This window comes from Streptomyces mirabilis (assembly GCF_018310535.1).
Lineage (GTDB): Bacteria > Actinomycetota > Actinomycetes > Streptomycetales > Streptomycetaceae > Streptomyces.
In genome coordinates, this window is sequence record NZ_CP074102.1 from 2,591,450 (window position 1) to 2,614,019 (window position 22,570).

The window sequence follows — 22,570 nt, forward strand, 5'->3', positions numbered from 1 at the left end:
CGATCAGTCAGATAAGTCACATTTCCGGAGGAGCCCCCATGTCCCTGCGCCACACCCTTGCCCGCACCGGGATGGTGCTCGCCGCCGGCACGCTCATCGCGGCCGCGGGCGCCGGACCCGCCCTCGCCGCCGGCAAGCCCACCGCGATCGCGGGCACCGGACCCGGCATCGCCGACGACTCCGGGAGCTCCATCCGCGAGTGGGACAACCTCGACTGGGACAACGGCGACGACCCCTACTTCGACGACGACGGTCTGGGCGACGACCGCTTCGGCGACCCGTACGACGACGGATGGTTCGACGACCACCGCCGCTTCGAGGGCCGGATCATCTCCCGCGACGGCCTCGCGCTGCACAACCGGCCCGACCGTCGCAGCCGGATCATCCGTATCGCGCCGTTCCGCGAGCGGGTCCACATCTACTGCAAGACCAGGGGCGAGCGCGTCGGCGGCAACCCGATCTGGTACCTGATCACCGACGGCACCTGGTCCTGGGGCTCGGCGCAGCACATCGACAACATCGGCCCGTCCCCGCGCTGGTGCTGACGCCGGGTCGCGTCCACCGGATCGGCCTGTTTGTCACCACCTAACGGGACATCAGGTTCACTGCTTGCTACGTTCCGGACATGATTCAGCCCGGAATGCCCGGAATTCCCGGTACGCGGGGAACGACCGTGGCAGCGGACCCGCCCACCCCAGCTGTCCGCCTGCCCCGGCGCCGTGGCATCGAGTTCACCCTGATCGTCATGGCCGTACTGCTGTCCGTGTTCGGCTACTGCGCGGTCGGATACGCACGGCACGGCACCCTCCCGCCCGGCGCCGCGGTCTACGGCGCCGGGCTCGGCGTGCTCGCACTCCTCGCGCATCTCGCGGTGCGGCTGCGGGCGCCGTACGCCGATCCGCTGCTGCTGCCCATCGCCGTCCTGCTCAACGGCCTGGGCCTGGTGCTGATCTACCGCCTGGACCTGGAGACCCCGGGCGACCGGGCCGCCCCCGTCCAGCTCATCTGGTCGACGCTCGGCGTCGCGCTCTTCATCGCGGTCGTCCTCTTCCTGCGCGACCATCGCGTCCTGCAGCGCTACACCTACGTCTCGGTCGTCACGGCGCTCGGCCTGCTGGTCCTGCCCATCCTCTTCCCCGCCGTGAACGGCGCCCGGATCTGGATCCGGATCGCCGGGTTCTCCATCCAGCCGGGCGAGTTCGCGAAGATGCTGCTCGCGGTCTTCTTCGCCGGCTACCTCGCGGCCAACCGCAACGCGCTCGCCTACGCGGGCCGCCCCGTCTGGCGGTTCAAGCGGCTCCAGCTGCCCACCGGCCGGGTCCTCGGCCCGATCGTCGCGATCTGGCTGCTGAGCGTGCTGGTCCTGGTCCTGGAGCGGGACCTCGGCACCTCGCTGCTGTTCTTCGGGCTCTTCGTGATCATGCTGTACGTCGCCACCGGCCGCACCGGCTGGATCGCCGTGGGCCTGCTGCTCGCCTCTGTGGGCGCGGTGGCCGTCGGCTGGCTGGAACCGCACGTCCACAGCCGGGTGCAGGACTGGCTGCACCCCTTCGCGACGATCGAGGCGGGCCAGGGGCCGAACCAGCTCGCCCAGTCCCTGTTCGCGTTCGCCGCGGGCGGGATGCTGGGCACCGGCCTCGGGCTCGGTCACTCCATCCTCATCGGATTCGCCGTCAAGTCGGACTTCATCCTGGCCACCGCGGGCGAGGAACTGGGCCTCTTCGGACTCTGCGCGATCTTCCTTCTCTACGGCCTCCTCGTGGAACGCGGCTACCGCGCCGGCCTCGCCCTGCGCGACCCCTTCGGACGGCTCCTCGCCATCGGCCTCGCCTCGATCGTGGCGCTCCAGGTCTTCGTGATCGCGGGCGGTGTGACCGGTCTGATCCCGCTGACGGGGATGGCGATGCCGTTCCTCGCCCAGGGCGGCTCCTCCGTCGTCACCAACTGGATCATCGTCGCGCTGCTGATCCACGTCAGTGACTCGGCGCGCAGCCAGTACGACGGGACGGCGGCGCCATGACCAAGTACATCCGCCGGGCCGCCGCTCTCTGTGCCGTGCTGCTGGTGGCCCTCTTCGTCAACGCCACCCGCATCCAGGTCTTCCAGGCCGGGGCGTACGACGACAACCCGGCCAACCGCCGTCAGACGATCGCCCGTTACGGCCAGCCGCGCGGTGACATCCTCGTCGGCGGCCGGCCGGTCACCGGCTCCAGGGACAGCGGCCAGCAGCTCCGCTACGAACGGACCTACACAGACGGCCCGTTGTACGCGCCCGTGACCGGCTTCGCCTCGCAGGTGTACGGGACGACGTTCCTGGAGAACTCCGAGGACGGCATCCTCTCCGGCAGCGACCCGCTGCTCTCTCCGTTCCCCCTGTGGAACGACGCCACCCGCGCCCAGAACCCCGCCGGCAAGGTGGTCACGACGATCAACCCCGCCGCACAGCGCGCGGCGTACCAGGGTCTCGGTTCCCGGCGCGGGGCGGTGGCCGCCGTCGAGCCGTCCACCGGCAGGATCCTCGCACTGGTCTCCACCCCGTCGTACGACCCCGGTGAGCTGTCCGGGACGGGCAGGGCGGTCAAGCACGCCTGGGAGCGGCTGAACGGGGCGGCGGACAAGCCGATGCTCAACCGGGCGATCCGGCAGACCTATCCGCCCGGGTCGACGTTCAAGGTGGTGACGGCCGCGGCGGCCCTCGACGCGGGGGTGGTGACGGGCCTCGACACGTCGACCACCTCCCCGGACCCGTACCGGCTGCCCGGCACCACGACCCGGCTGACGAACGAGCTCGAGGGCTGCGAGGACGCCTCGCTGCGGTACGCCTTCGAGTGGTCCTGCAACACGGTCTTCGCCAAGCTGGGCGTGGACGTGGGGCTGAGCGACATGACCCGCACGGCGGAGGACTTCGGTTTCAACGACCGTCTGCGGATCCCCTTCTCCGTCGCCCCCAGCAACTTCGACACGACACTCGACAAGGCGCAGCTCGCGCTCTCCTCCATCGGTCAGTTCAACACCCGTGCCACTCCCCTCCAGATGGCGATGATCTCGGCGGCCGTCGCGGGCGGCGGGTCCGTCAGAACGCCCTATCTGGTGGAGAAGACGACCACCCGCAGCGACAGCATGGTGTCGACGACCGGTCCCCGCACGCTCCACCAGGCGATGAACCCGGCGACGGCCATGCGGATGCGCGAGCTGATGACAGACGTGGTGACGGAGGGCACCGGCGCCAACGCCGCGATTCCCGGTGCGACGGTCGGCGGCAAGACCGGGACCGCCCAGCACGGCATCGACAACCTGGGGACGCCGTACGCCTGGTTCATCTCCTGGGCCCAGGCGGACGGCACGATGGAGCCCGCGGTGGCGGTCGCGGTCGTCGTCGAGGACGCGGCGGCCGACCGCGGGGACATCAGCGGGGGCGGGGACGCGGCGCCGATCGCGAAGGCGGTGATGAAGGCGGTACTCGGGTTCTGAGACGGGAGCCGGGGCCGCCCGTCGGGAATAAGCGGCCCCGCCTGAACGGACGTACCGATACGGGCGTATTTATGGGGAGGGGAACCCACCCACGAGATTCCAGCCCGTGCCCTGCCGGAGGTACCTCGCCCGTGAGCATCACCAAAGCGGCCCCGCCCGGGGCCGACCACCGCGACGCGGACGCACCGGACGGTCCACGAAAGCAGGCGGCCGCACCGGGCGGCCCAAGGGAACAGGCGGGCGCGTCCCAGGGCTGGCAGTTCAACTCGCCGCTCGTCCTGGTCATGCTGCTGCTCGTCCTGGTGGTGGCGCAGGGACCGATCCGCCGGGCGCTGTCGACGCCGGTGATGCAGAGCTGGATGACCGTGTTCGTCGCGGTGGTCTGCCAGGCGCTGCCCTTCCTCGTCCTCGGTGTGCTGCTGTCGGCGGCCATCGCGGTGTTCGTGCCGCCGGCGTTCTTCGCCCGGGCGCTGCCGAAGCGGCCCGCGCTGGCCGTGCCGGTCGCCGGGATGGCCGGCGCGGTGCTGCCCGGCTGCGAGTGCGCGTCGGTGCCGGTGGCGGGGGCGCTGGTACGGCGGGGGGTCACGCCCGCGGCGGCGCTGGCGTTCCTGCTGTCGGCGCCCGCGATCAACCCGATCGTGCTGACGGCCACCGCCGTCGCGTTCCCCCGCAACCCCGAGATGGTCGTCGCCCGGTTCGTGGCGAGTCTGCTCGTGGCCTGCGTGATGGGGTGGCTGTGGCAGCGGCTGGGGCGGGCGGACTGGATGCGTCCGCCGGCCCGGCCCTCGCACGAGGGGCTCGGCAAGGGTGCCGCGTTCTGGGGTTCCGTACGGCACGACGTGATGCACGCCGGCGGGTTCCTCGTCATCGGGGCGATGGCGGCGGCCACGCTGAAGGCCGTCGTACCGGCGACCTGGCTGCACGCCGCGGCCGCCAACCCGGTGGTGGCGATCCTCGCCCTCGCGGTCCTCGCCGTGCTGCTCTCCATCTGCTCCGAGGCCGACGCGTTCGTCGTCTCCTCGCTGACCCAGTTCTCGCTGACCGCGCGGCTGGCCTTCCTCGTGGTGGGACCGATGATCGACCTGAAACTCTTCGCCATGCAGGCGGGCACGTTCGGCCGCGGGTTCGCCCTGCGGTTCGCGCCCGCCACCTTCGCCCTGGCCATCGTCGGCTCGGTCCTCGTCGGGACGGTGCTGCTGTGAACCGGCAGGCACAGGCGGCGGTCCTGTTCCTCGTCGGCGCGGCGGTCCTGCACGCCGGGCTCACCGACCTCTACCTGCGGTACGTCAAGGCGGGGTTGCGGCCGTTGCTGCTGGCGGCCGGGGTCGTGCTGATCGTGGCGGCGGTGGCGACGGTCTGGTACGAGCGGCGGGGTGGGAGTGAGAGTGAAGGCGGCGACGGGCACGGGCACGTCCACCGCGAACCCCGTGTCGCCTGGCTCCTCGTCCTCCCCCTCCTCGCCCTGATCCTGGTCTCCCCGCCCGCGCTGGGCTCCTACAGCGCCATGCACGCCGGTACGGCCCTGCAGGCGCCCCTCGCCTACCCGTCCCTGCCGGCCACCGACCCGCTCCCGCTCGGCGTCGTCGACTACGCGGGCCGCGCCGCCTACGACCACGGCCGCACCCTGGCCCACCGGCGGGTCGAAGTCACCGGCTTCGTCGCCCTCGCCAAGGACGGCACCCCGTACCTGGTCCGGATGGCCCTCAACTGCTGTGCCGCCGACGCCCAGCCGGTCAAGATCGGCCTGACCGGCCACATCCCGCCCGTCCTTCAGCCCGACACCTGGCTCCAGGTCACCGGCACCTACACCGCCAAGCAGACCAAGGACCCCGTCAACGACGGCCGCATCCCGTTCCTCGACGTCACCGCGGCCAAGCCGGTCCCGACCCCGCACGACCCGTACGACGAGAGCTGGAACAACTGAGGACGAGAGTGGCCTAGGAGGAGCCGGGTACCGCCTCGCGGCGGCTCAGCCAGTCCTCGGGCACGTGCCTCACTCCCGTACGGGCGCCCACGATGCCGCCCGTGATGGCGCAGGTCGTGTCGACGTCGCCGAAGCCCTCCGCCGTGGTCCACAGGGCCGAGGTCAGGTCGTCGGGGTGGCGGGCGGCACACCAGACGGCGAAGGGGACCGTGTCGTCGGCGCGGACGCGTTGGCCGTTGCCGAGGATGTCCGCGGCCTTCCAGGGCTCGGTGGTGAAGGGGAGGCTCGCGGCACGCCGCAGCCCCTCGCGGACGGCGCTGTCGGGCGTGGCCTCGACGACCGTGGCGATAATCAGGTCCCGACGAGTCGACAACGCCGCCGCGACGGCCACCGCCACCGCGCCCGCGATGCCCTCCGGGTGGGCGTGGGTCACCTCCGCCGACAGCGTCGCCTGTGCGATCACCCGGCGCAGGTCGCGCCGGAACCAGGCGCCCAGCGGAGCCACCCGCATGGCCGCGCCGTTGCCGAGGCTGCCCTCGCCGTCGAAGAGTCCGCGTGCCAGTTCCGCCCAGCGGTCCGGCTCCTGGAGAAGGCGCGGGAGCAGTTGGTGCATGCCATAGCCATAGCCCCGGGCCGGGTCGGCGTCGTAGCCGAGGGCGAAGGCCTGGGCCAGTTCCGGTTGCCGGATCTCGCCGTGTTCGTCGAGGACACGGACGATTCCGAGCGCCATCGCCGTGTCATCCGTCCAGTGCCACTCCGGTTCCTCGGGGGTGCGCCGGGCGCGGATCTCCTCGTACGCCTGGGGGCGGTCCCGGAAGAGGGGGAACCAGCGTTCGCCGAAGGCGTCACCCAGGGCCAGACCCTCCAGGCTGCGGCGGGCCAGGGCGCGTGGTGTGAAATGGGGGTTCGGGGCGGATGTCATGATGTGAGCATGCCGGTCCGAGTGGGCCGGCGCACGCGTGTTCGGGCAGGCCGTTTCTGGCGGTTCGTCCTACGAGTCCCCGCCCTTCTCGATCATCTCCTCCACCTCCGCCACCCGTTCCCTCTCCTCCGTCGCGAACCGCTCCGCGTCCAGCCGCTCGGCCACCTCCTCGTCCTGGGCCATCAGCAGATCGAGATTGGAGTCGCCCATCTCGAAGACGCCCATGTCCACGTACGCCTGCTGGAGGCGTTCGCCCCACAGGCCGATGTCCTTGACGCACGGGACGATGCGGCTGAAGAGCAACTGGCGGAAGAGGCGCAGGAATTCGGACTGTTCGCTGTATTCCTCGGCCTCGGCCTTCGGGATGCCGAAGTTCTCCAGGACCTCGACGCCGCGCAGCCGGTCCCGCATCAAGTAGCAGCCCTCGATGACGAATTCCTCGCGTTCGCGAAGTTCGGCGTCGGAGAGTTGCGTGTAGTAGTCACGCAGCGCCATCCGGCCGAAGGCGACATGGCGGGCCTCGTCCTGCATCACGTACGCGAGGATCTGCTTGGGGAGGGGCTTGTCGGTGGTGTCCCTGATCATGCCGAAGGCCGCCAGGGCCAGGCCCTCTATGAGGACCTGCATCCCGAGGTACGGCATGTCCCAGCGGGAGTCCCGGAGGGTGTCGCCGAGGAGGGACTGCAGGTTGTCGTTGATCGGGTAGAGCATCCCGATCTTCTCCTGCAGGAAGCGGGCGTAGATCTCGGCGTGACGGGCCTCGTCCATCGTCTGCGTGGCCGAGTAGAACTTGGCGTCGAGGTCGGGGACCGACTCGACGATGCGCGCCGCGCAGACCATGGCCCCCTGCTCACCGTGCAGGAACTGGCTGAACTGCCAGGACGCGTAGTGCTTGCGCAGCTCGCCCTTGTCCCGGTCGGTCATCTTCGCCCAGTGCGGGGTCCCGTAGAGGGTCATCGACTCGTCGGGGGTGCCGAGGGGGTCGTGGGGGTCGACCTCCAGGTTCCAGTCGATTCTCTTCTGGCCGTCCCACTGTTTGTCCTTGCCCTTCTGGTACAGGGCGAGGAGTCGGTCGCGGCCGTCGTCGTACTCCCAGCTGAAGCGTGCCGCCCCTGAGGCCGGTATCTGCCAGAGGGGGTCTCCCGGATCCTTGGCGTACAGCTCGTGCGTCGGCATACCTCGCAGGCTCACACGAGGTAGACGCGTCGTCAACAAGTCGCGCGCAAGGGATTGACGAGCTTGCTGACAAGCAGTCTCATAAGTCGTGACCGTCGGTAACTCCTGGAGTAATCCCGTACGACGAAGTGGGAACAGCCATGACGACCGTGACAGAAGTGGATGCGCTGCGCGACGCGCTCGGTCTGCTCAAGGACCGGGAGCAGGTCGCCGAGCGGCTGCTCGACTCCTCCGCCAAGCACTCCTTCGACCCGGACAAGGAACTGGACTGGGACGCACCCTTCGAGCAGGGCAAGTGGTTCTGGCCGCCGGAGCTGGTGTCGTTGTACGACACCCCGTTGTGGAAGCGGATGGGCGAGGAGCAGCGGGTTCTGCTCTCGCAGCACGAGGCCGCCGCTCTGGCTTCGCTGGGGATCTGGTTCGAGATCATTCTGATGCAGTTGTTGGTGCGGCACATCTACGACAAGGCGGCGACGAGCGCCCATGTGCGTTATGCGCTGACCGAGATAGAGGACGAGTGCCGGCACTCGAAGATGTTCGCCCGGCTGATCTCGCACGGTGGAACGCCGTACTACCCGGTGAGCCGGACGCATCTGAACCTGGGACGGGTCTTCAAGACCATCTCGACCACGCCCGGGTCCTTCACGGCGACTCTCCTCGGCGAGGAGATCCTCGACTGGATGCAGCGGCTGACCTTTCCGGACGAGCGGGTGCAGAGCCTGATACGGGGGGTCACGCGCATCCACGTGGTGGAGGAGGCACGGCACGTGCGGTACGCGCGGGAGGAGCTGCGGCGGCAGATGGTGACGGCGCCGCGGTGGTCGCAGGAGTTCACGCGGGTGACCTCGGGGGAGTTCGCCCGGGTCTTCTCCGTCGCCTTCGTCAATCCCGAGGTCTACACGAACGTCGGCCTCGACCGGCGGGAGGCCGTGGCGCAGGTGCGGGCGAGCGGGCACCGGTGGGAGGTCATGCAGACCGGGGCCAAGCGGCTGACCGACTTCCTGGACGACATCGGGGTGCTGCGGGGGGTCGGGCGGCGGCTGTGGAAGGCGTCGGGGTTGCTGGCCTGAGGGCGGGGCGTCTGCGGGACCGGGGGGGTGGGTCGCGGCTGCTACTGGGAAGGGGGCTCGTGTCCTGGCCGTTACGCTGCCGATATGACCTCGCAGGCTCCCACCCCCGCATACCGTCGGCTGAGTGTCGAGGAGCGGCGCTCGCAGCTCCTCGAAGCGGCGCTGTCCCTCTTCGCGCACCGGGCGCCCGAGGAGGTCTCGCTCGATGACGTGGCGGAGGCGGCGGGCGTGTCGCGGCCTCTCGTGTACCGGTACTTCCCGGGCGGCAAGCAACAGCTGTACGAGGCTGCCCTGCGGTCCGCCGCGGAGGATCTGGAGCACTGTTTCGCGGAGCCCCCCGAGGGACCGCTGAGCGAGCGGCTGGCCCGGGCTCTGGATCGGTACCTGGCGTTCGTGGACCAGCACGACGCCGGGTTCACCGCGTTGCTTCAGGGTGGCAGCGTCGTCGAGACCTCCAGGACGACGGCCATAGTGGACGGCGTGCGGCGGGCGGCGGCAGAGCACATTCTGGATCATCTGGGCGTGAAGGATCCGGGGCGACGGCTGCGGATGACCGTGCGGATGTGGATCACGGCGGTGGAGGGTGCCTCGCTGAGCTGGCTGGACGGGGGCAAGGAGCCGCCGTTGGACGAGCTGCGGGACTGGCTCGTGGAGCAGTTCGTGGCGATGCTCGTGGTCAGTGCCGGACGTGATCCGCAGACCGCCGCAGTGGTGCGGGCCGCGCTCGTCCTGGAGGAGCGGGATGGGGCCCTGGGCGGGCTGGCCCGTGCGGTTCTTCCGGTGATCGGTGATGCCGCTCGGCTGCTGTGACGCGTGCGTTTGTGACACTGGTGCCGTGAAGAGCGAAGACACCCCCTTCGAGGGCGGCCCGCTGGACGGGCGTGTGCTGCCCGTCCTGCTCGGTCTGACCGGACACCCGCCGAAGGTGTACCGGGTTCCGGTTCCGGATGCCGACGGCGGGCCGCCGACCGTGCTCGTCTACCGGCGGGTCCAGGCGCGGGTGAGCAGGCGACTGGGACTGCACCAGTCGTGGAAGTACGAGTACGACCCCTCCGGCGACGCGAGAAGCGGGCCCAAGTGGCCCTGGTCCAAGCCCGGCGGCAAGAGTGCGGGAGCCACGCCGGAGTCCCACGCCGACGAGTGAGATTCTTGGGCCGAACCGGTCAGTCGGCGCGCGCTCGGGATGCGCCTCCCCGATCCTGCCGGTGCGAGGTGGAGGTACCACCTCGGCACCGGAGGTGATGAAGTGTCAGGAAGGCTTGTACGTCTGGCTTGTACGGCCGCGATGGCGTCGGGGGTGCTGCTGGCCTCCGCGCCGGCGGTGGTGTCCGCGCCGGACCCCGGGGCTGAAAAGCGATCCGTGACTAGGCTGCTGACGGATCTTCAGCAGCTCTACCAGGACGCAGAGCGCGCCACCGAGACGTACAACGCCACCGCTGAGAAGCTGAAGAAACAGAAGGCCGAGGTCGCCCGCCTAGACGGGAACCTCGCCAAGGCCCGCCTCTCGCTGCACGACAGCCGCATGGCGGCGGGGCGGCTCGCCCGGCAGCAGTACCAGAACAGCGGCGAGATCTCGTCGTACGTACGGCTGCTGCTCGCCCGTGATCCGCAGCACGCCCTGGACGAGGGGCATGTGATCGGGCAGCTGGCGCACGAGCGGATCGAGACCGTCGACCGGCTGCAGGGAACGGAGCGCAGGACCGACGGTCTTGCGCGGAAGGCGCGCAAGGCGCTCGACGGTCAACTCGCTCTCGCCGAAAGGCAGAAGAAGGAGCGCGACGAGGTGCGGGGGCGGCTCAAGGACGTCGAGGTGCTGCTCGCCTCGCTCAGCTCCGGTCAGCTCGCCGAGCTCGCCCGGCTGGAGAAGTCGGGAGTCACCGAGGCGCAGCGGAAGTTCGTGGCGTCAGGGGCGCTCAGCAGTGCGCGGCCGCCCACGCGGGAGGGCGAGAAGGCGGTGCGGTACGCCGTGGAGCAGATCGGGAAGCCGTACGTGTGGGGGGCCGAGGGTCCCGGGGCGTACGACTGCTCGGGGCTCACTTCGCAGGCCTGGGGGCACGCCGGGCGGCCCATCCCCCGGACCAGCCAGGAACAATGGGCCCGGTTGCCCCACATTCCGCTGAGCGAGCTCCGCCCCGGGGATCTGGTGATCTACTTCCCCGAGGCCACCCATGTCGCCCTGTACCTGGGGGACGGCCTGGTCGTGCAGGCCCCGAGACCGGGAACCGACGTCAAGGTCTCCCCCATCGCCGCCAACCCGCTGCTCGGAGCCGTCCGCCCGGACCCGGACGGACAGCTCCTGCGGCACTACACACCGCCGAGGCTCGCATCCCGTTAGGGGCGCGCCCCCGAGGGGCGCGGGGAACTGCGCGACCAGCCACGGACTCCCCGCACCCGGAAGGACAGGCTCAGGCCCCCGTCACGGAAGCCAGATACGCCTCTGTCTTCTCCGGCTCATAGAAGAAGTTCTCGAAGTCCGCCGGGTCGTTGAACCCGTTGGCGAAACGATGCGCCACCGCCGGAATCTGCCCCCCGGCCCCGATCAGGTTGAGGACGTGCTCCGGCGGCACGCCCAGCATGGCGTTCGTCCACTTCGTCACGTGCTGGGCCGTGTCCCAGTACCGGTCGAACGCGGACCGCATCCACGCCTCGTCGAACTCCTTGTCCTCGTGTTCGAGGATCGCGCCGAGGTACGCCGCCGCGCACTTGGAGGCGGAGTTGGAGCCCTGGCCGGTGATCGGGTCGTTGGCGACGACCACGTCGGCGACGCCCAGGACCAGGCCGCCGCCCGGGAGGCGGCCGATCGGGTTGCGGACGGTGGGCGCGTAGCGTCCGGACAGCGTTCCGTTCGCGTCGGTGAGTTCGACCTTGGTGGCCCGGGCGTACTCCCACGGCACGAACTTCTCCATGAGTTCCAGGGTCAGGGAGAGATGTTCGGCGGGGTCCTTGATGCCGTTGAAGGCGTCGACCGGGCCACCGGGTATGCCCTCCCAGAAGAGGATGTCCGCGCGACCGGAGGTGGTGAGGGTCGGCATGACGAAGAGTTCACCGACGCCGGGGACCAGGTTGCAGCGCACCGCGTCGTAGTCGGGGTGCTCGGGGCGCGGGCCCAGACCGTGGACGTAGGCGACCGCGAGGGCGCGCTGCGGCTCCGCGTACGGAGAACGGGCCGCGTCCCGGCCGAACATGGAGACCAGCTCGCCCTTGCCGGCCGACACCAGGACCAGGTCGTACGTACGGGCGAAGTAGTCCAGGTCGGAGACCGCGGCACCGTGGATGACCAGCTGGCCGCCGCGCTGGGCGAAGGTCTCCATCCAGCCGGCCATCTTCACCCGCTGGTCGACCGACTGCGCGTAGCCGTCGAGGCGGCCCACCCAGTCGATCGCCCGCTGGGTCGGACCGGGGTCGTGCGAGCCGGGGGCGGCGACCGAGACGCCGAGTCCTTCGATCTTCGGGGCCTGGGACTCCCAGAAGTTCAGCTGGAGATCGCGCTCGTGCTGGAGTGCCGTGTGGAACATGCACTGCGTCGACATGACGCGCCCGGTGCGGATCTCGTCCGCCGTCCGGTTCGACATCAGGGTGACCTCGTACCCGTGCGACTGGAGGCCGAGGGCAAGCTGGAGTCCGGACTGACCGGCTCCGACGACGAGTATCTTCCGCATGCGCGTCCTAACTCCGTGTACGTCTTATTCGGGGCTCACGTCGAGCGCGTGCCCCACCAGCGCGAGCAGGGTCTCGACGACCGAGATCCGGCGCCTGGCATCCATGATCATGACAGGTATGTGTGAAGGCACCGTGAGGGCCTCGCGCACGTCGTCGGCGTCGAACCGCTCGCTGCCGTCGAAGTGGTTGACCGCGACGATGTACGGCAGTCCGCAGCTCTCGAAGTAGTCGAGCGCCGGGAAGCAGTCCTTGAGGCGGCGGGTGTCGGCGAGGACCACGGCGCCGATCGCGCCGCGCACCAGGTCGTCCCACATGAACCAGAACCGCTGCTGGCCCGGTGTGCCGAAGAGGTACAGGACCAGGTCGTCGTCGAGTGTGATGCGGCCGAAGTCCATGGCCACGGTCGTGGTCACTTTGTCCGGGGTGCCGGTGAGGTCGTCCGTCTCCTCGCTGGCCTGGGTCATCAGCGCCTCCGTCTGGAGGGGCGTGATCTCGGAGACCGCGGTCACCAGCGTGGTCTTGCCCACGCCGAAGCCGCCCGCCACCACGATCTTCGTCGCGATCGGGGCGCGGGTGCGGTCGGTCTGCCAGGCCTGGAGGTTCTCGTCGCACTCGGACAGCGGCACCGGGGCCAGAGGCATCGGGGCCGAGGCGGGAGAGGCCGTTCTCGGCGCGCCCTCAGAGACGACGGAGTCCATTCAGCACCCTTTCCAGCAGAGCGCGGTCCGGCTGTCCCGGGCCGTGACCTGTTCCGTACACACGGATCTTTCCCTGGTCCGCCAGGTCGCTCAGGAGGACGCGGACCACGCCCAGCGGCATCCTGAGCAGGGCGGCGATCTCGGCCACCGTACGCATCCGGCGGCAGAGTTCGACGATGGCCTGCATCTCGGGCATCACCCGGGTCGCGAGGGAGCCGTTGGTCAGCTCCTTGCGCTCCTCGGGGGCCTCGAGCGCCGCCACGAACGTCTCGACCAGCAGCACGTGCCCGAAGCGGGTACGGCCGCCGGTGAGCGAGTACGGGCGTACGCGGGCCGGTTTGCGGTCCCCGCCACGTATGGGGAGCTTGGGCGCGGAGGAAGAACTCACTGGGGACTCCCCGTCGGCTTGGCTTCGAGTGACTGGCGTAGCTCGCTGCGGAGTTCGGGCGTCAGGACGTGTCCGGCACGGCCGACGAAGAGCGCCATGTGGTACGCCACCACGCTCATGTCGCAGTCCGGGGCGCCGTGCACCCCGAGCAGCGAGCCGTCGCTGATCGACATGACGAAGAGGCTGCCCTCGTCCATCGCGACCATCGTCTGTTTCACTCCGCCCGCGTCCATCAGCTTGGCGGCACCGATGGTGAGGCTGCCGATGCCGGAGACGATGGTGGCGAGGTCGGCGGAGGATCCCTTGGGGCCGGTGGGACGCGCCTCCGCCCCGGTGCGGGCCTCCGCGTTCCTCCCGGGGTCGGAGGACAGCAGCAGCAGACCGTCGGAGGAGACGACCGCGACCGATTGGAGGCCCGGCACCTCCTCGACGAGGTTCGTCAGCAGCCAGTGCAGATTGCGGGCTTCACTGCTCAGGCCGAAGGTACTGGGCGCGGTCAACTGCTTGCCTCCTCGACTGTGCCCCCCGATGCGTCTACTGCGTCCTGCTGTCGCACCGCGTCCTGCGCTTGGTCCGGCGCGGTGTTTTGTGCGGGGTGGTGCGGGGTGGGCGTCTGGGCCGTCTGTTCGGCGATCTCGGCCTCCACGTCGCGACGGCCCTCCGTCGCGCCCCGGTGGAAGCCGCCGAGCCTGCGCCGCAGCGCCTCGGCGTCCACACCGCCGACGCGTGGCCGGGGAACCGGTGCGGGCGCCGAGATCTTCGGCGTCCGCTTGGGCAGTCCCTTGTCGGTGACCCGCTCCGGCTCCTCGTCCGACACCCGTTCATGGGAGTCGGGACCGATGGCGTAGGGGTCGGGAGTGCCGACGTAGGGGTCGGTGGTGGCCTGCGTGGGGAGGGCGACGTCCGGGGCGGGGGCCGGCCCGGACGCTGCGGGCTCGTCCGCCAGGGCACCCACCGGCTCGTCCGGCGGAACCAGCGGTGCCAGCAGCTCCATGGTGGTCTCGGAGAGCGTCGGCTCGGGGGCGTATGCCGCCTCCTGCGCGGCGGCGTCCGCCCGTACGGCCTCCTGCGCGGCGGCGATCAGCGGGTCCTCGTCACCGGCGGGAGCGGTGGGAACGACGGGGCTCGCCTGGTCCCGTGCCGTGAGGGCCGAACGGCCGCGCAGCACGTTCGAGTTGGCCTCCGCGTCGGCGCCCGGGAGGACGACCGAGGGGGCGGCACCGGCCACCGGGGAGGCCGAGGGGAGCGTGACGGCGGGGGCGGTCGCGAACAGGGTCTTGGGGAGGACGACCACGGCCGCGGTGCCGCCCTGCTTCTGCTCCCGCAGCTGTACGCGGACGCCGTGCCGGTGGGCGAGGCGGGCCACCACGTACAGGCCGAGCCCGAGTCCCTCGCCGCTCTCCTGGTCGTAGGCGTCCTCCGGGTCGAACTCGGAGAGGCGGGCGTTGAGCTGGGCCATCCGGTCGGCGGCCATGCCGATGCCCTCGTCCTGCACGGAGAGCATCACCTCGCCGTTCTCCAGCAGCCAGCCGGAGACCTCGACGGGCAGGTCCGGCGGCGAGAACGAGGAGGCGTTCTCCAGGAGTTCGGCCACCAGGTGCGAGAGGTCGTCCGCGGCGAACCCGGCGAGGTGCGCGTGCGGCGGCAACACGGCGATACGGACGCGCTCGTACCGCTCGATCTCGCTGACCGCGGCCCGTACGACGTCGACCAGCGGGACGGGGCCCGCGTGGTGCTGGACGTGCTCGTGGCCGGCGAGGACGAGCAGGTTCTCGCTGTGGCGCCGCATGACGGTCGCGAAGTGGTCCAGCTTGAAGAGCGTGCCGAGGCGGTCCGGGTCCTGCTCGCGCTCCTCCAGGCCCTCGATGACCCCGAGCTGCCGCTCGACCAGGCCGAGGGTGCGCAGCGCGAGGTTGACGAAGGTGCCGTGGATGGTGCCGCGCACCTGCTCCAGGTGGGCCGCCGCGTCGGCGAGTTCCGCGCGCAGCCTGTCGCGCTCGTCGGCCATCAGCCGGCGCTGCCCGATGAGGTGCTTGCGGTCCGCTTCGAGGGTGGTCAGCCGCTCATGGAGCGCGGCGGCGTGCGCGTGCAGCGCGTTGACGGAGTGGACCACCTGGGCGAACTCGTCGTTGCGGCCGGTGAACTTCACCGGCTCCTGCGCTCCCGGGTCCGCGGCGAGGCGGGCCGAGCCCAGGCGCAGCACGGCCAGCGGGCGGGTGAGCGTACGGGCCATGGCCATCGAGACGCCGACCGCGACCAGCAGCAGGGTGCCGATGAGGGCGATCCGGACCTCCAGCGCGGTGACGTCGTCGTCCCGCAGCCGCTCCAGGTCCTTGGTGCGGTGGTCGTTGAGCGAGGCCTCGCTGCCGCGCATCAGCTCGACGCGGGCGGAGAGCGCCGCGTCCACCTTGTTCGTGCTGGAGTCGAGCTCGGAGTCGGAGAGCGTCGGCTGGTCGGTGAGCTCGGTGAGGTACTTGTCCGCGGTCGTGACGTCGGGTCCGGTGACCGTGGAGTCGTACGAGGCCGTGGCGTCCTTGGGGGCCGTCTCGCGGAAGTCCGCGAGGGCCGCGTCCGAGCGGAGCCGGGCCTGCTGAGCGGCGGCGCTGAGCGCGTCGCGCTGCTTGGTGTCTGCCGAGGACGAACTGCTGGTGGTGGACGCCAGGCCGGTGACGGGGTTGATGACCGTCTGGGTGGTGCGCGGGATGTTCAGGGCCGCGAGGAGCAGTCCGCGGGCGGCGGCGGACTGCTGGACCGCGGAGTCCAGCTCGGCGAGGGCGTGCGCGCCGGAGCCCGCGCGGGGCGGCAGCTGCTCGGCCAGGTCCTCGGCGAGGGCGTGAAGTTCGGTGATGACGTCGGAGTACGCCTCGTGCGCTTCGAGAGCGGTGCTCTTGCCGGTGAGCGCCGCTCTGCGGGCGGTGCCGATGCCGTCCAGGTCCTTCAGGAGGACGGCGGGCGCGTCCTCGTCCGCCCGCACCTCGTCGACCTGCCGGTCGACCCGGGCGCTGCGCTGCTCGGAGGGCGCCTTGGACTTCGGCCGGCCCGCGGCGATGTACGAGGTGACCTCGTCGCGCTCGTCGGCCAACGAGTGGGCGAGCGTCAGCGCCTGCTGGGTCCGCCCTGCGAGCGTCACCAGGTTCTGGGAGTCGTTCAGCTGCTCGGAGGCCGCGAGGACCGTGGGGGCTCCGGCACCGGCGATGGCGGCCGCGACGACCGCCACGGCGACGATCAGCCGATTGCGCACGTGAGCGGAGCGGCCCTTGCCCGCGGGGGTGTGCCCCGCGGCACCCGGCGTGCGTTCCGCACCCCCGTCGGAGGCCGACTGCCCGGCTCCGGAGGCCGACTGCTTGCCTGTGCGCCGAGACCGCATCTTCTGCACCGGTGCTCGCATTCCTGACTCGTGTACCCAAGGGCCCGGGTGACGTTCCGTCAACTGGGCGTCCGCCCTCCCCAAGCTCTCGACTTCGCTCGAGCAGGGGGTGTCCCATCGGCTCCCGACCCTCCCAGTGCCGGTGGGCAGTGGTCCCGCATCGTCCGGCCCGCCACCCGAAGGAGTGAACCCCGGACGGGAGTTGGCGGGCAAGTTCCTCTGGCGCGTGCGACCCCCCTGCGCGGCGGGCCGGTTGGACGTCTGCGGCGCGCTTTGGCAGTATTCGCCGCCACGCCTTGCCGGAGTCGATCATTCCATGCCAAACCCGGCGGCTGAGCTGCTGGTCCGCACCGGTCCCGCGACCGTTGCCAGCCTTTCGTGGACCTTGTGAAGGGCTCGTGCAGACTGGCTGGATGCGCATCGAACTCGTCTCCGAGCCAGGCGATCCGGCCCGCCCCAATGAGGACTTCGCATCGGTCGGCCTTCCGGCGTCAGGACAAGGGGGATCACTGGTCGTCCTCGACGGCGTGACTCCCCCGCCGGGCGACGACGGCTGTCTGCATTCCGTCCACTGGTTCTCCGCACGCCTCGGCGGAGCCCTGACCGAACTGTCCGTTTCCCACCGGGATCTGACCTTGGCGGAGATCCTTTCCCGGTCCATCCGGCGCACTTCCGAGGCCCACTCCGACACCTGTGACCTTTCTCACCCGCGTACGCCCCAGGCAACCGTGGTCCTCGCCCGCTGGTCGGCCGACCTCGTCGAGTACCTGGTCCTCTCCGACTCGGCCCTTTTGCTGGAGTCCCCCGCGGGCGCGGTGACACCGCTCCTGGACGACCGGCTCACCCGTGTCCCCCGTGCCTCCCTCGCCTCGGACGCGATCGCCGACGCGACCGTCCGCAACAAGGAGGGGGGCTTCTTCACGGCCGCCGCCGATCCGTCGGTCGCGGCCCGGGCGGTGACGGGGACCGTGCCCCGGGCCGAGGTCCGTGCCCTGGCCGCCCTGACGGACGGCGCGACCCGCTGGCTGGAGAAGTTCGGGGAGGGCGACTGGGGCGGCCTGTTCACCGTCGTCCGCAAGGAGGGCGCCCAGGCCCTCGTGGACCGCGTACGGACGCTGGAGCGGGCCGACGCCGAGGCGCGGACGCGGCTGGGGCGGAGCAAGACGCACGACGACGCGACGGTGGTGTTCGTGGACTGGTGAGTCGGGCGGATCGGAGCGTTACTTCTCCATGCCCCGGTTCAGCTGGTTGAGCAGCCGGGCCAGTTCGGCGACCTCGCGCGGGTCCCAGCCCGCGAGTTCGCGGACATACCGTGCCCGGCGCGCCTCCCGCACCGCGCGGAACCGGTGCCGGCCCTCGTCCGTGAGACGCACGAGCCAGGCACGGCCGTCGGCGGGGTCGGGCTCACGGGCGACCAGTCCGAGCTCCTCCAGGGCATGGAGCTGACGGGACATCGTGGCCTTGCCGACGCCGATGTACGCGGCGAGTTCGGTGGCGCGCTGGCGGCCGCACTCGTCGAGACGGAAGAGGAGCCCGTACGCGGAGGACTCCAGGTCGGGGTGGACCTCACGGGCCATCTCACCGGAACTGGCCCGGGCGCGCCGCAGCAGCACGGTCAGCTCCCGCTCCAGCGCGGGGAATTCCTGGTCCACGCCCGCCTCCTCCTACTTCTCCATGCCGAGGTTCAGCTGGTGCAACAGCCGCGCCAGCTCCGCGACCTCGCGAGGATCCCAGTGGGCGAGCTCGCTCACGTACCGGGCGCGCCGCGCCTCGCGCACCTGGCCGACCCGGCTGCGGCCCTCCTCGGTGAGGTGGACGAGCCAGGCACGGCCGTCGGCGGGGTCGGGCTCACGGGCGATGAGGCCGAGCTCCTCCAGGGCGCGCAGCTGACGGGACATCGTGGCCTTGCCCACGCCGATGTAGCCGGCCAGCTTGGTGGCGCGCTGGCGGCCGCACTCGTCGAGGCGTACGAGGAGTCCGTACGCGGCGGACTCCAGGTCCGGATGGACCTCGCGGGCCATCTCGCCCTGGTTGGCGCGGGCACGGCGCAGGAACACGGTCAACTCGCGCTCCAGGGAGAGGAACTCGGGGTCCGCGCCGCCGTGCGCGGCGGGCTGGTCCACACCCCTGCCCGACCCGTCGAGGCCGGCCGGATACCGGCCTCCGTTCCTGTCCTCGCGCACGTCTGCCCCTCACCCGGTTTCCCGACTCTGAAAGTTTCCGCCAAAGGTGGCCATAGCCACAGCTCCGTAAGTATTTCTCAGGCGTAGACCAACGGCAGCCCACGGCCCCTCTTCCCAGCACGTTCTCCCCGTGCGTAGCTTCGTGGACAGACACCCAATGGCATGCCCACGCCGCCAGGTCGACGAGGACCTGACCCCCCGCTCACGGCACGCATGCCCGCACCACTCACGACACGCAAGTCCGCACCATTCCCCCCACCTGGCTCCATCGAGCCCTTCGGAGGCACGTCATGCCCGTGCACAGATCCGGAACGCCCCACCGCCTGCGCCTGCTCGCGCTGGGAACCCTGCTCGCCGCCTTCTCCCTGCTGTGCGCCCCGCCTTCCTCCTCCGCCGCCGACACACCCGCCCGGGGCTCCGCCCGAATGGGCATGGGTGTCCTCGCGCACGACGGCCAGGCCGGCACGCCCAACACCGGTGACGCCACCCAGACGGAAGGCGTGGACGTCAGCGGCTACCAGGGCAACGTCGCCTGGTCGACCCTGTGGAGCAGCGGGGTCAAATGGGCCTACACCAAGGCCACCGAGGGGACGTACTACACGAACCCCTACTTCGCCCAGCAGTACAACGGCTCGTACAACGTCGGCATGATCCGCGGCGCGTACCACTTCGCGACCCCCGACACGACGAGCGGCGCCACCCAGGCCAACTACTTCGTGGACCACGGCGGCGGCTGGTCCGGCGACGGCAGGACGCTGCCGGGCACGCTCGACATCGAGTGGAACCCGTACGGGGCCGCCTGCTACGGCAAGACGCAGAGCGCGATGGTCAGCTGGATCAGCAGTTTCCTCACCCAGTACAAGGCACGCACCGGCCGGGACGCCGTGATCTACACGGCGACCAGCTGGTGGAGCGACTGCACCGGCAACTACGGCGGCTTCGCCTCCGCCAACCCCTTGTGGATCGCCCGTTACGCCGCCGACCCCGGCACGCTGCCGACCGGCTGGGCGTACTACACGCTGTGGCAGTACACCTCGTCCGGACCTACGGTCGGTGATCACGACAAGTTCAACGGCGGCCTGGACCGGGTGCAGGCGCTCGCCAACGGCTGACCGATGGCAGATGGCAGATGGCGGCTGACGACTGACAGCTGACAGATTTCAGATTTCAGATTTCAGATTTCAGATTTCAGACGACCGATGTCGGCTGACAGCCGACAGAAACGGCTGACAGCACGGCGAAGGCCCGGGCCTCCCTCACGGGACCCGGGCCTTCCCTTCCGGCAGCGTCCGTCACGCCGCTACCGGAACCTCCGGCGTCGCGCCGTTCGTGGCCGGCGACAGCGCCAGTTCCAGGACCTGGCGGACGTCCGTGACGGCGTGGACGTCCAGCTTCTCCAGCACCTCGGCCGGGACGTCGTCCAGGTCGGCCTCGTTGCGCTTCGGGATGATGACCGTGGTGACACCCGCCCGGTGCGCGGCGAGCAGCTTCTGCTTCACCCCGCCGATGGGCAGGACGCGGCCGGTCAGTGAGACCTCACCCGTCATCGCCACGTCCGTGCGGACCAGTCGGCCGGACAGGAGCGAGGCCAGCGCCGTCGTCATGGTGACGCCCGCGCTCGGACCGTCCTTGGGGACCGCGCCCGCCGGGAAGTGGATGTGCACGCCCCGGTCCTTCAGGTCGCCGACCGGCAGTTCCAGCTCGGCGCCGTGCGAGCGGAGGAAGGAGAGCGCGATCTGCGCCGACTCCTTCATCACGTCACCCAGCTGACCGGTCAGGGTCAGACCGGCCGCGCCCGTCTCCGGGTCGGCCAGCGACGCCTCCACGAAGAGGACGTCACCGCCGGCGCCCGTCACGGCCAGACCGGTGGCGACACCGGGCACCGCGGTACGGCGCTCGGCCGGGTCCTGAGCGGACTCGGGCACGTGGTGCGGCCGTCCGATGAGCCCGCGCAGATCGGCGTCGGTCACCGTGAAGGGCAGCTCCCGCTCTCCGAGTTCGTGCTGCGCCGCGACCTTGCGGAGCAGGCGTGCGACGGCCCGCTCCAGGTTGCGTACGCCCGCTTCCCGGGTGTACTCCCCGGCGAGCTTGCGCAGCGCGCTCTCGTCGAGCGCGACCTCCTCCTTCTCCAGACCGGCCCTCTCCAGCTGACGCGGCAGCAGGTGGTCACGGGCGATGACGACCTTCTCGTCCTCGGTGTACCCGTCGAGCCGGACCAGTTCCATACGGTCGAGCAGCGCTTCCGGGATGGCTTCGAGCACGTTGGCCGTCGCCAGGAACACCACGTCGCTGAGGTCGAGCTCGACCTCCAGGTAGTGGTCCCGGAAGGTGTGGTTCTGGGCGGGGTCGAGGACTTCGAGCAGCGCCGCGGCGGGGTCGCCGCGGAAGTCGGAGCCGACCTTGTCGATCTCGTCCAGCAGGACCACCGGGTTCATGGACCCGGCCTCCTTGATGGCGCGGACGATACGGCCGGGCAGCGCGCCGACGTACGTACGCCGGTGGCCACGGATCTCGGCCTCGTCCCGTACGCCGCCGAGCGCGACCCTGACGAACTTGCGGCCCATCGCGTGCGCGACGGACTCGCCGAGCGAGGTCTTGCCGACACCGGGCGGACCGACGAGCGCGAGCACTGCGCCGCCGCGCCGCCCGCCGACGACGCCGAGACCGCGCTCGGAGCGCCGCTTGCGCACGGCCAGGTACTCGGTGATGCGCTCCTTCACGTCTTCCAGACCGGCGTGCTCGGCGTCCAGGATGCCCTTGGCGCCCTGGATGTCGTACTCGTCCTCGGTGCGCTCGTTCCACGGCAGCTCCAGGACGGTGTCGAGCCAGGTCCGGATCCAGCCGCCCTCCGGCGACTGGTCGCTGGACCGCTCCAGCTTGTCGACTTCCTTGAGCGCGGCCTCGCGGACGTTCTCGGGGAGGTCGGCGGCCTCGACGCGGGTCCGGTAGTCGTCGGACTCCTCCCCCTCCTTGGCGTCACCGTTCAGCTCGCGCAGTTCCTTGCGGACGGCTTCGAGCTGGCGCCGCAGCAGGAACTCGCGCTGCTGCTTGTCGACGCCCTCCTGGACGTCCTTCGCGATGGACTCGGCGACATCCTGCTCGGCCAGGTGCTCACGCAGCTGCTCGGTGGCGAGCTTCAGCCGGGCGACCGGGTCGGCGGTCTCCAGCAGCGTGACCTTCTGCTCGGTGCTCAGGAACGGGGAGTAACCGGAATTGTCGGCAAGGGCGGACACGTCGTCGATGGCCTGTACGCGGTCCACGACCTGCCAGGCGCCGCGCTTGCGCAGCCAGCTGGTGGCGAGGGCCTTGTACTCCTTGACCAGTTCGGCGACGTGGCCGGGCAGCGGGTCGGGCACGGTCTCGTCGACCCGGGTGCCCTCGACCCACAGGGCGGCACCAGGGCCGGTCGTCCCGGCGCCGATCTTCACGCGCCCACGGCCGCGGATCAGCGCGCCCGGGTCGCCGTCGGCCAGTCGGCCGACCTGCTCGACAGTGCCGAGCACGCCCGTGCTCGGGTACGCCCCGTCGATGCGTGGCACCAGCAGCACCTTCGGCTTGCCGGGCTCCGACCGCGCGGCGGCCTGGGCGGCCTCCACCGCGGCGCGTACATCGGCGTCGTTAAGGTCCAGCGGAACCACCATCCCGGGCAGCACGACCTCGTCGTCGAGCGGCAACACGGGCAGGGTGAGCGGTGTGGACGTCGAAGCCATT

The 22,570-nt window shown here is 70.7% G+C and carries 21 protein-coding genes; 11 read left to right on the forward strand and 10 right to left on the reverse strand.

The genetic code is table 11. The annotated features are described in order from the left end of the window. The first annotated feature begins 38 nt into the window (after positions 1-38). The 5 genes from SMIR_RS11205 (at position 39) to SMIR_RS11225 (ending at position 5,395) form a co-directional block, all read left to right on the forward strand. Positions 39-545: an SH3 domain-containing protein gene (locus tag SMIR_RS11205; protein ID WP_168495496.1), complete on the forward strand. Its 507-nt coding sequence runs from the start codon at positions 39-41 to the stop codon at positions 543-545. An 80-nt stretch (positions 546-625) separates the two neighbouring features. Further along, on the forward strand, positions 626-2,020 hold the full coding sequence (locus SMIR_RS11210) for an FtsW/RodA/SpoVE family cell cycle protein (RefSeq protein WP_168495494.1): 1,395 nt from the start codon (positions 626-628) through the stop codon (positions 2,018-2,020). Continuing rightward, positions 2,017-3,471 (forward strand): penicillin-binding transpeptidase domain-containing protein, encoded by a 1,455-nt coding sequence (locus tag SMIR_RS11215; protein ID WP_212726946.1) that lies wholly within the window; start codon positions 2,017-2,019, stop codon positions 3,469-3,471. Before SMIR_RS11210 ends, SMIR_RS11215 begins: the two co-directional genes overlap by 4 nt. A gap of 131 nt (positions 3,472-3,602) precedes the next feature. Further along, the gene (locus SMIR_RS11220) at positions 3,603-4,673 is read left to right on the forward strand and encodes a permease (protein WP_248003121.1); all 1,071 of its coding nucleotides are present in this window, start codon (positions 3,603-3,605) and stop codon (positions 4,671-4,673) included. Beyond that, positions 4,670-5,395: a TIGR03943 family putative permease subunit gene (locus SMIR_RS11225; protein WP_168495488.1), complete on the forward strand. Its 726-nt coding sequence runs from the start codon at positions 4,670-4,672 to the stop codon at positions 5,393-5,395. Before SMIR_RS11220 ends, SMIR_RS11225 begins: the two co-directional genes overlap by 4 nt. A gap of 13 nt (positions 5,396-5,408) precedes the next feature. On the opposite strand, the gene SMIR_RS11230 is transcribed toward SMIR_RS11225, so the two are convergent. After that, positions 5,409-6,317, reverse strand: coding sequence for an ADP-ribosylglycohydrolase family protein (locus tag SMIR_RS11230; RefSeq protein WP_168495486.1), 909 nt, complete (start codon positions 6,315-6,317; stop codon positions 5,409-5,411). A 69-nt stretch (positions 6,318-6,386) separates the two neighbouring features. Then, positions 6,387-7,493 (reverse strand): ferritin-like domain-containing protein, encoded by a 1,107-nt coding sequence (locus tag SMIR_RS11235; RefSeq protein WP_168495484.1) that lies wholly within the window; start codon positions 7,491-7,493, stop codon positions 6,387-6,389. Positions 7,494-7,633: 140 nt separating this feature from the next. Here SMIR_RS11235 and SMIR_RS11240 point away from each other — a divergent pair, with 140 nt between their 5' ends. The 4 genes from SMIR_RS11240 to SMIR_RS11255 all read left to right on the forward strand — a co-directional run bounded on the left by SMIR_RS11240 (position 7,634) and on the right by SMIR_RS11255 (position 10,898). Further along, positions 7,634-8,563: an AurF N-oxygenase family protein gene (locus SMIR_RS11240; RefSeq protein WP_212726947.1), complete on the forward strand. Its 930-nt coding sequence runs from the start codon at positions 7,634-7,636 to the stop codon at positions 8,561-8,563. Positions 8,564-8,647: 84 nt separating this feature from the next. Continuing rightward, positions 8,648-9,373, forward strand: coding sequence for a TetR/AcrR family transcriptional regulator (locus SMIR_RS11245; protein ID WP_168495480.1), 726 nt, complete (start codon positions 8,648-8,650; stop codon positions 9,371-9,373). Positions 9,374-9,398: 25 nt separating this feature from the next. Beyond that, complete coding sequence (locus SMIR_RS11250; protein WP_168495478.1) at positions 9,399-9,707, forward strand: DUF8847 domain-containing protein; 309 nt, start codon at positions 9,399-9,401, stop codon at positions 9,705-9,707. Positions 9,708-9,809: 102 nt separating this feature from the next. Then, the gene (locus SMIR_RS11255; RefSeq protein ID WP_168495476.1) at positions 9,810-10,898 is read left to right on the forward strand and encodes a C40 family peptidase; all 1,089 of its coding nucleotides are present in this window, start codon (positions 9,810-9,812) and stop codon (positions 10,896-10,898) included. 70 nt (positions 10,899-10,968) lie between these two features. Here the strand turns inward: SMIR_RS11255 and SMIR_RS11260 are convergent, their stop codons facing one another. Genes SMIR_RS11260 through SMIR_RS11280 form a run of 5 tightly spaced genes read right to left on the reverse strand, consistent with a single transcriptional unit; the run spans position 10,969 to position 16,685 of the window. Then, the gene (locus SMIR_RS11260) at positions 10,969-12,222 is read right to left on the reverse strand and encodes a styrene monooxygenase/indole monooxygenase family protein (RefSeq protein ID WP_168495474.1); all 1,254 of its coding nucleotides are present in this window, start codon (positions 12,220-12,222) and stop codon (positions 10,969-10,971) included. Between the two features lie 24 nt (positions 12,223-12,246). Further along, complete coding sequence (locus SMIR_RS11265; RefSeq protein ID WP_168495472.1) at positions 12,247-12,921, reverse strand: GTP-binding protein; 675 nt, start codon at positions 12,919-12,921, stop codon at positions 12,247-12,249. After that, positions 12,902-13,309 carry a DUF742 domain-containing protein gene (locus tag SMIR_RS11270; RefSeq protein ID WP_075028888.1) on the reverse strand — a complete coding sequence of 136 codons (408 nt, stop codon included), beginning with the start codon at positions 13,307-13,309 and terminating at the stop codon, positions 12,902-12,904. Before SMIR_RS11270 ends, SMIR_RS11265 begins: the two co-directional genes overlap by 20 nt. Continuing rightward, positions 13,306-13,809, reverse strand: a complete 504-nt coding sequence (locus SMIR_RS11275; protein WP_168495470.1) for a roadblock/LC7 domain-containing protein — start codon at positions 13,807-13,809, stop codon at positions 13,306-13,308. Before SMIR_RS11275 ends, SMIR_RS11270 begins: the two co-directional genes overlap by 4 nt. After that, a complete protein-coding gene (locus SMIR_RS11280; protein WP_168501296.1) occupies positions 13,806-16,685 on the reverse strand; it encodes a sensor histidine kinase in 2,880 nt (959 codons plus the stop codon). The genes SMIR_RS11275 and SMIR_RS11280 overlap by 4 nt, the downstream gene beginning before the upstream one ends. A gap of 404 nt (positions 16,686-17,089) precedes the next feature. On the opposite strand from SMIR_RS11280, the gene SMIR_RS11285 reads away from it, so the two are divergent. Then, positions 17,090-17,878: a protein phosphatase 2C domain-containing protein gene (locus SMIR_RS11285; RefSeq protein ID WP_168495468.1), complete on the forward strand. Its 789-nt coding sequence runs from the start codon at positions 17,090-17,092 to the stop codon at positions 17,876-17,878. An 18-nt stretch (positions 17,879-17,896) separates the two neighbouring features. Here the strand turns inward: SMIR_RS11285 and SMIR_RS11290 are convergent, their stop codons facing one another. Together SMIR_RS11290 and SMIR_RS11295 are read right to left on the reverse strand one after the other, a co-directional pair. Beyond that, positions 17,897-18,328, reverse strand: a complete 432-nt coding sequence (locus SMIR_RS11290) for a MarR family winged helix-turn-helix transcriptional regulator (protein ID WP_101400623.1) — start codon at positions 18,326-18,328, stop codon at positions 17,897-17,899. Positions 18,329-18,340: 12 nt separating this feature from the next. Further along, positions 18,341-18,859, reverse strand: coding sequence for a MarR family winged helix-turn-helix transcriptional regulator (locus SMIR_RS11295; protein WP_168495465.1), 519 nt, complete (start codon positions 18,857-18,859; stop codon positions 18,341-18,343). 290 nt (positions 18,860-19,149) lie between these two features. On the opposite strand from SMIR_RS11295, the gene SMIR_RS11300 reads away from it, so the two are divergent. Further along, the gene (locus tag SMIR_RS11300; protein WP_212726948.1) at positions 19,150-19,971 is read left to right on the forward strand and encodes a lysozyme; all 822 of its coding nucleotides are present in this window, start codon (positions 19,150-19,152) and stop codon (positions 19,969-19,971) included. Between the two features lie 180 nt (positions 19,972-20,151). On the opposite strand, the gene lon is transcribed toward SMIR_RS11300, so the two are convergent. Next, positions 20,152-22,569, reverse strand: a complete 2,418-nt coding sequence (lon, locus tag SMIR_RS11305) for an endopeptidase La (protein WP_168495447.1) — start codon at positions 22,567-22,569, stop codon at positions 20,152-20,154. Position 22,570 lies beyond the last annotated feature (1 nt).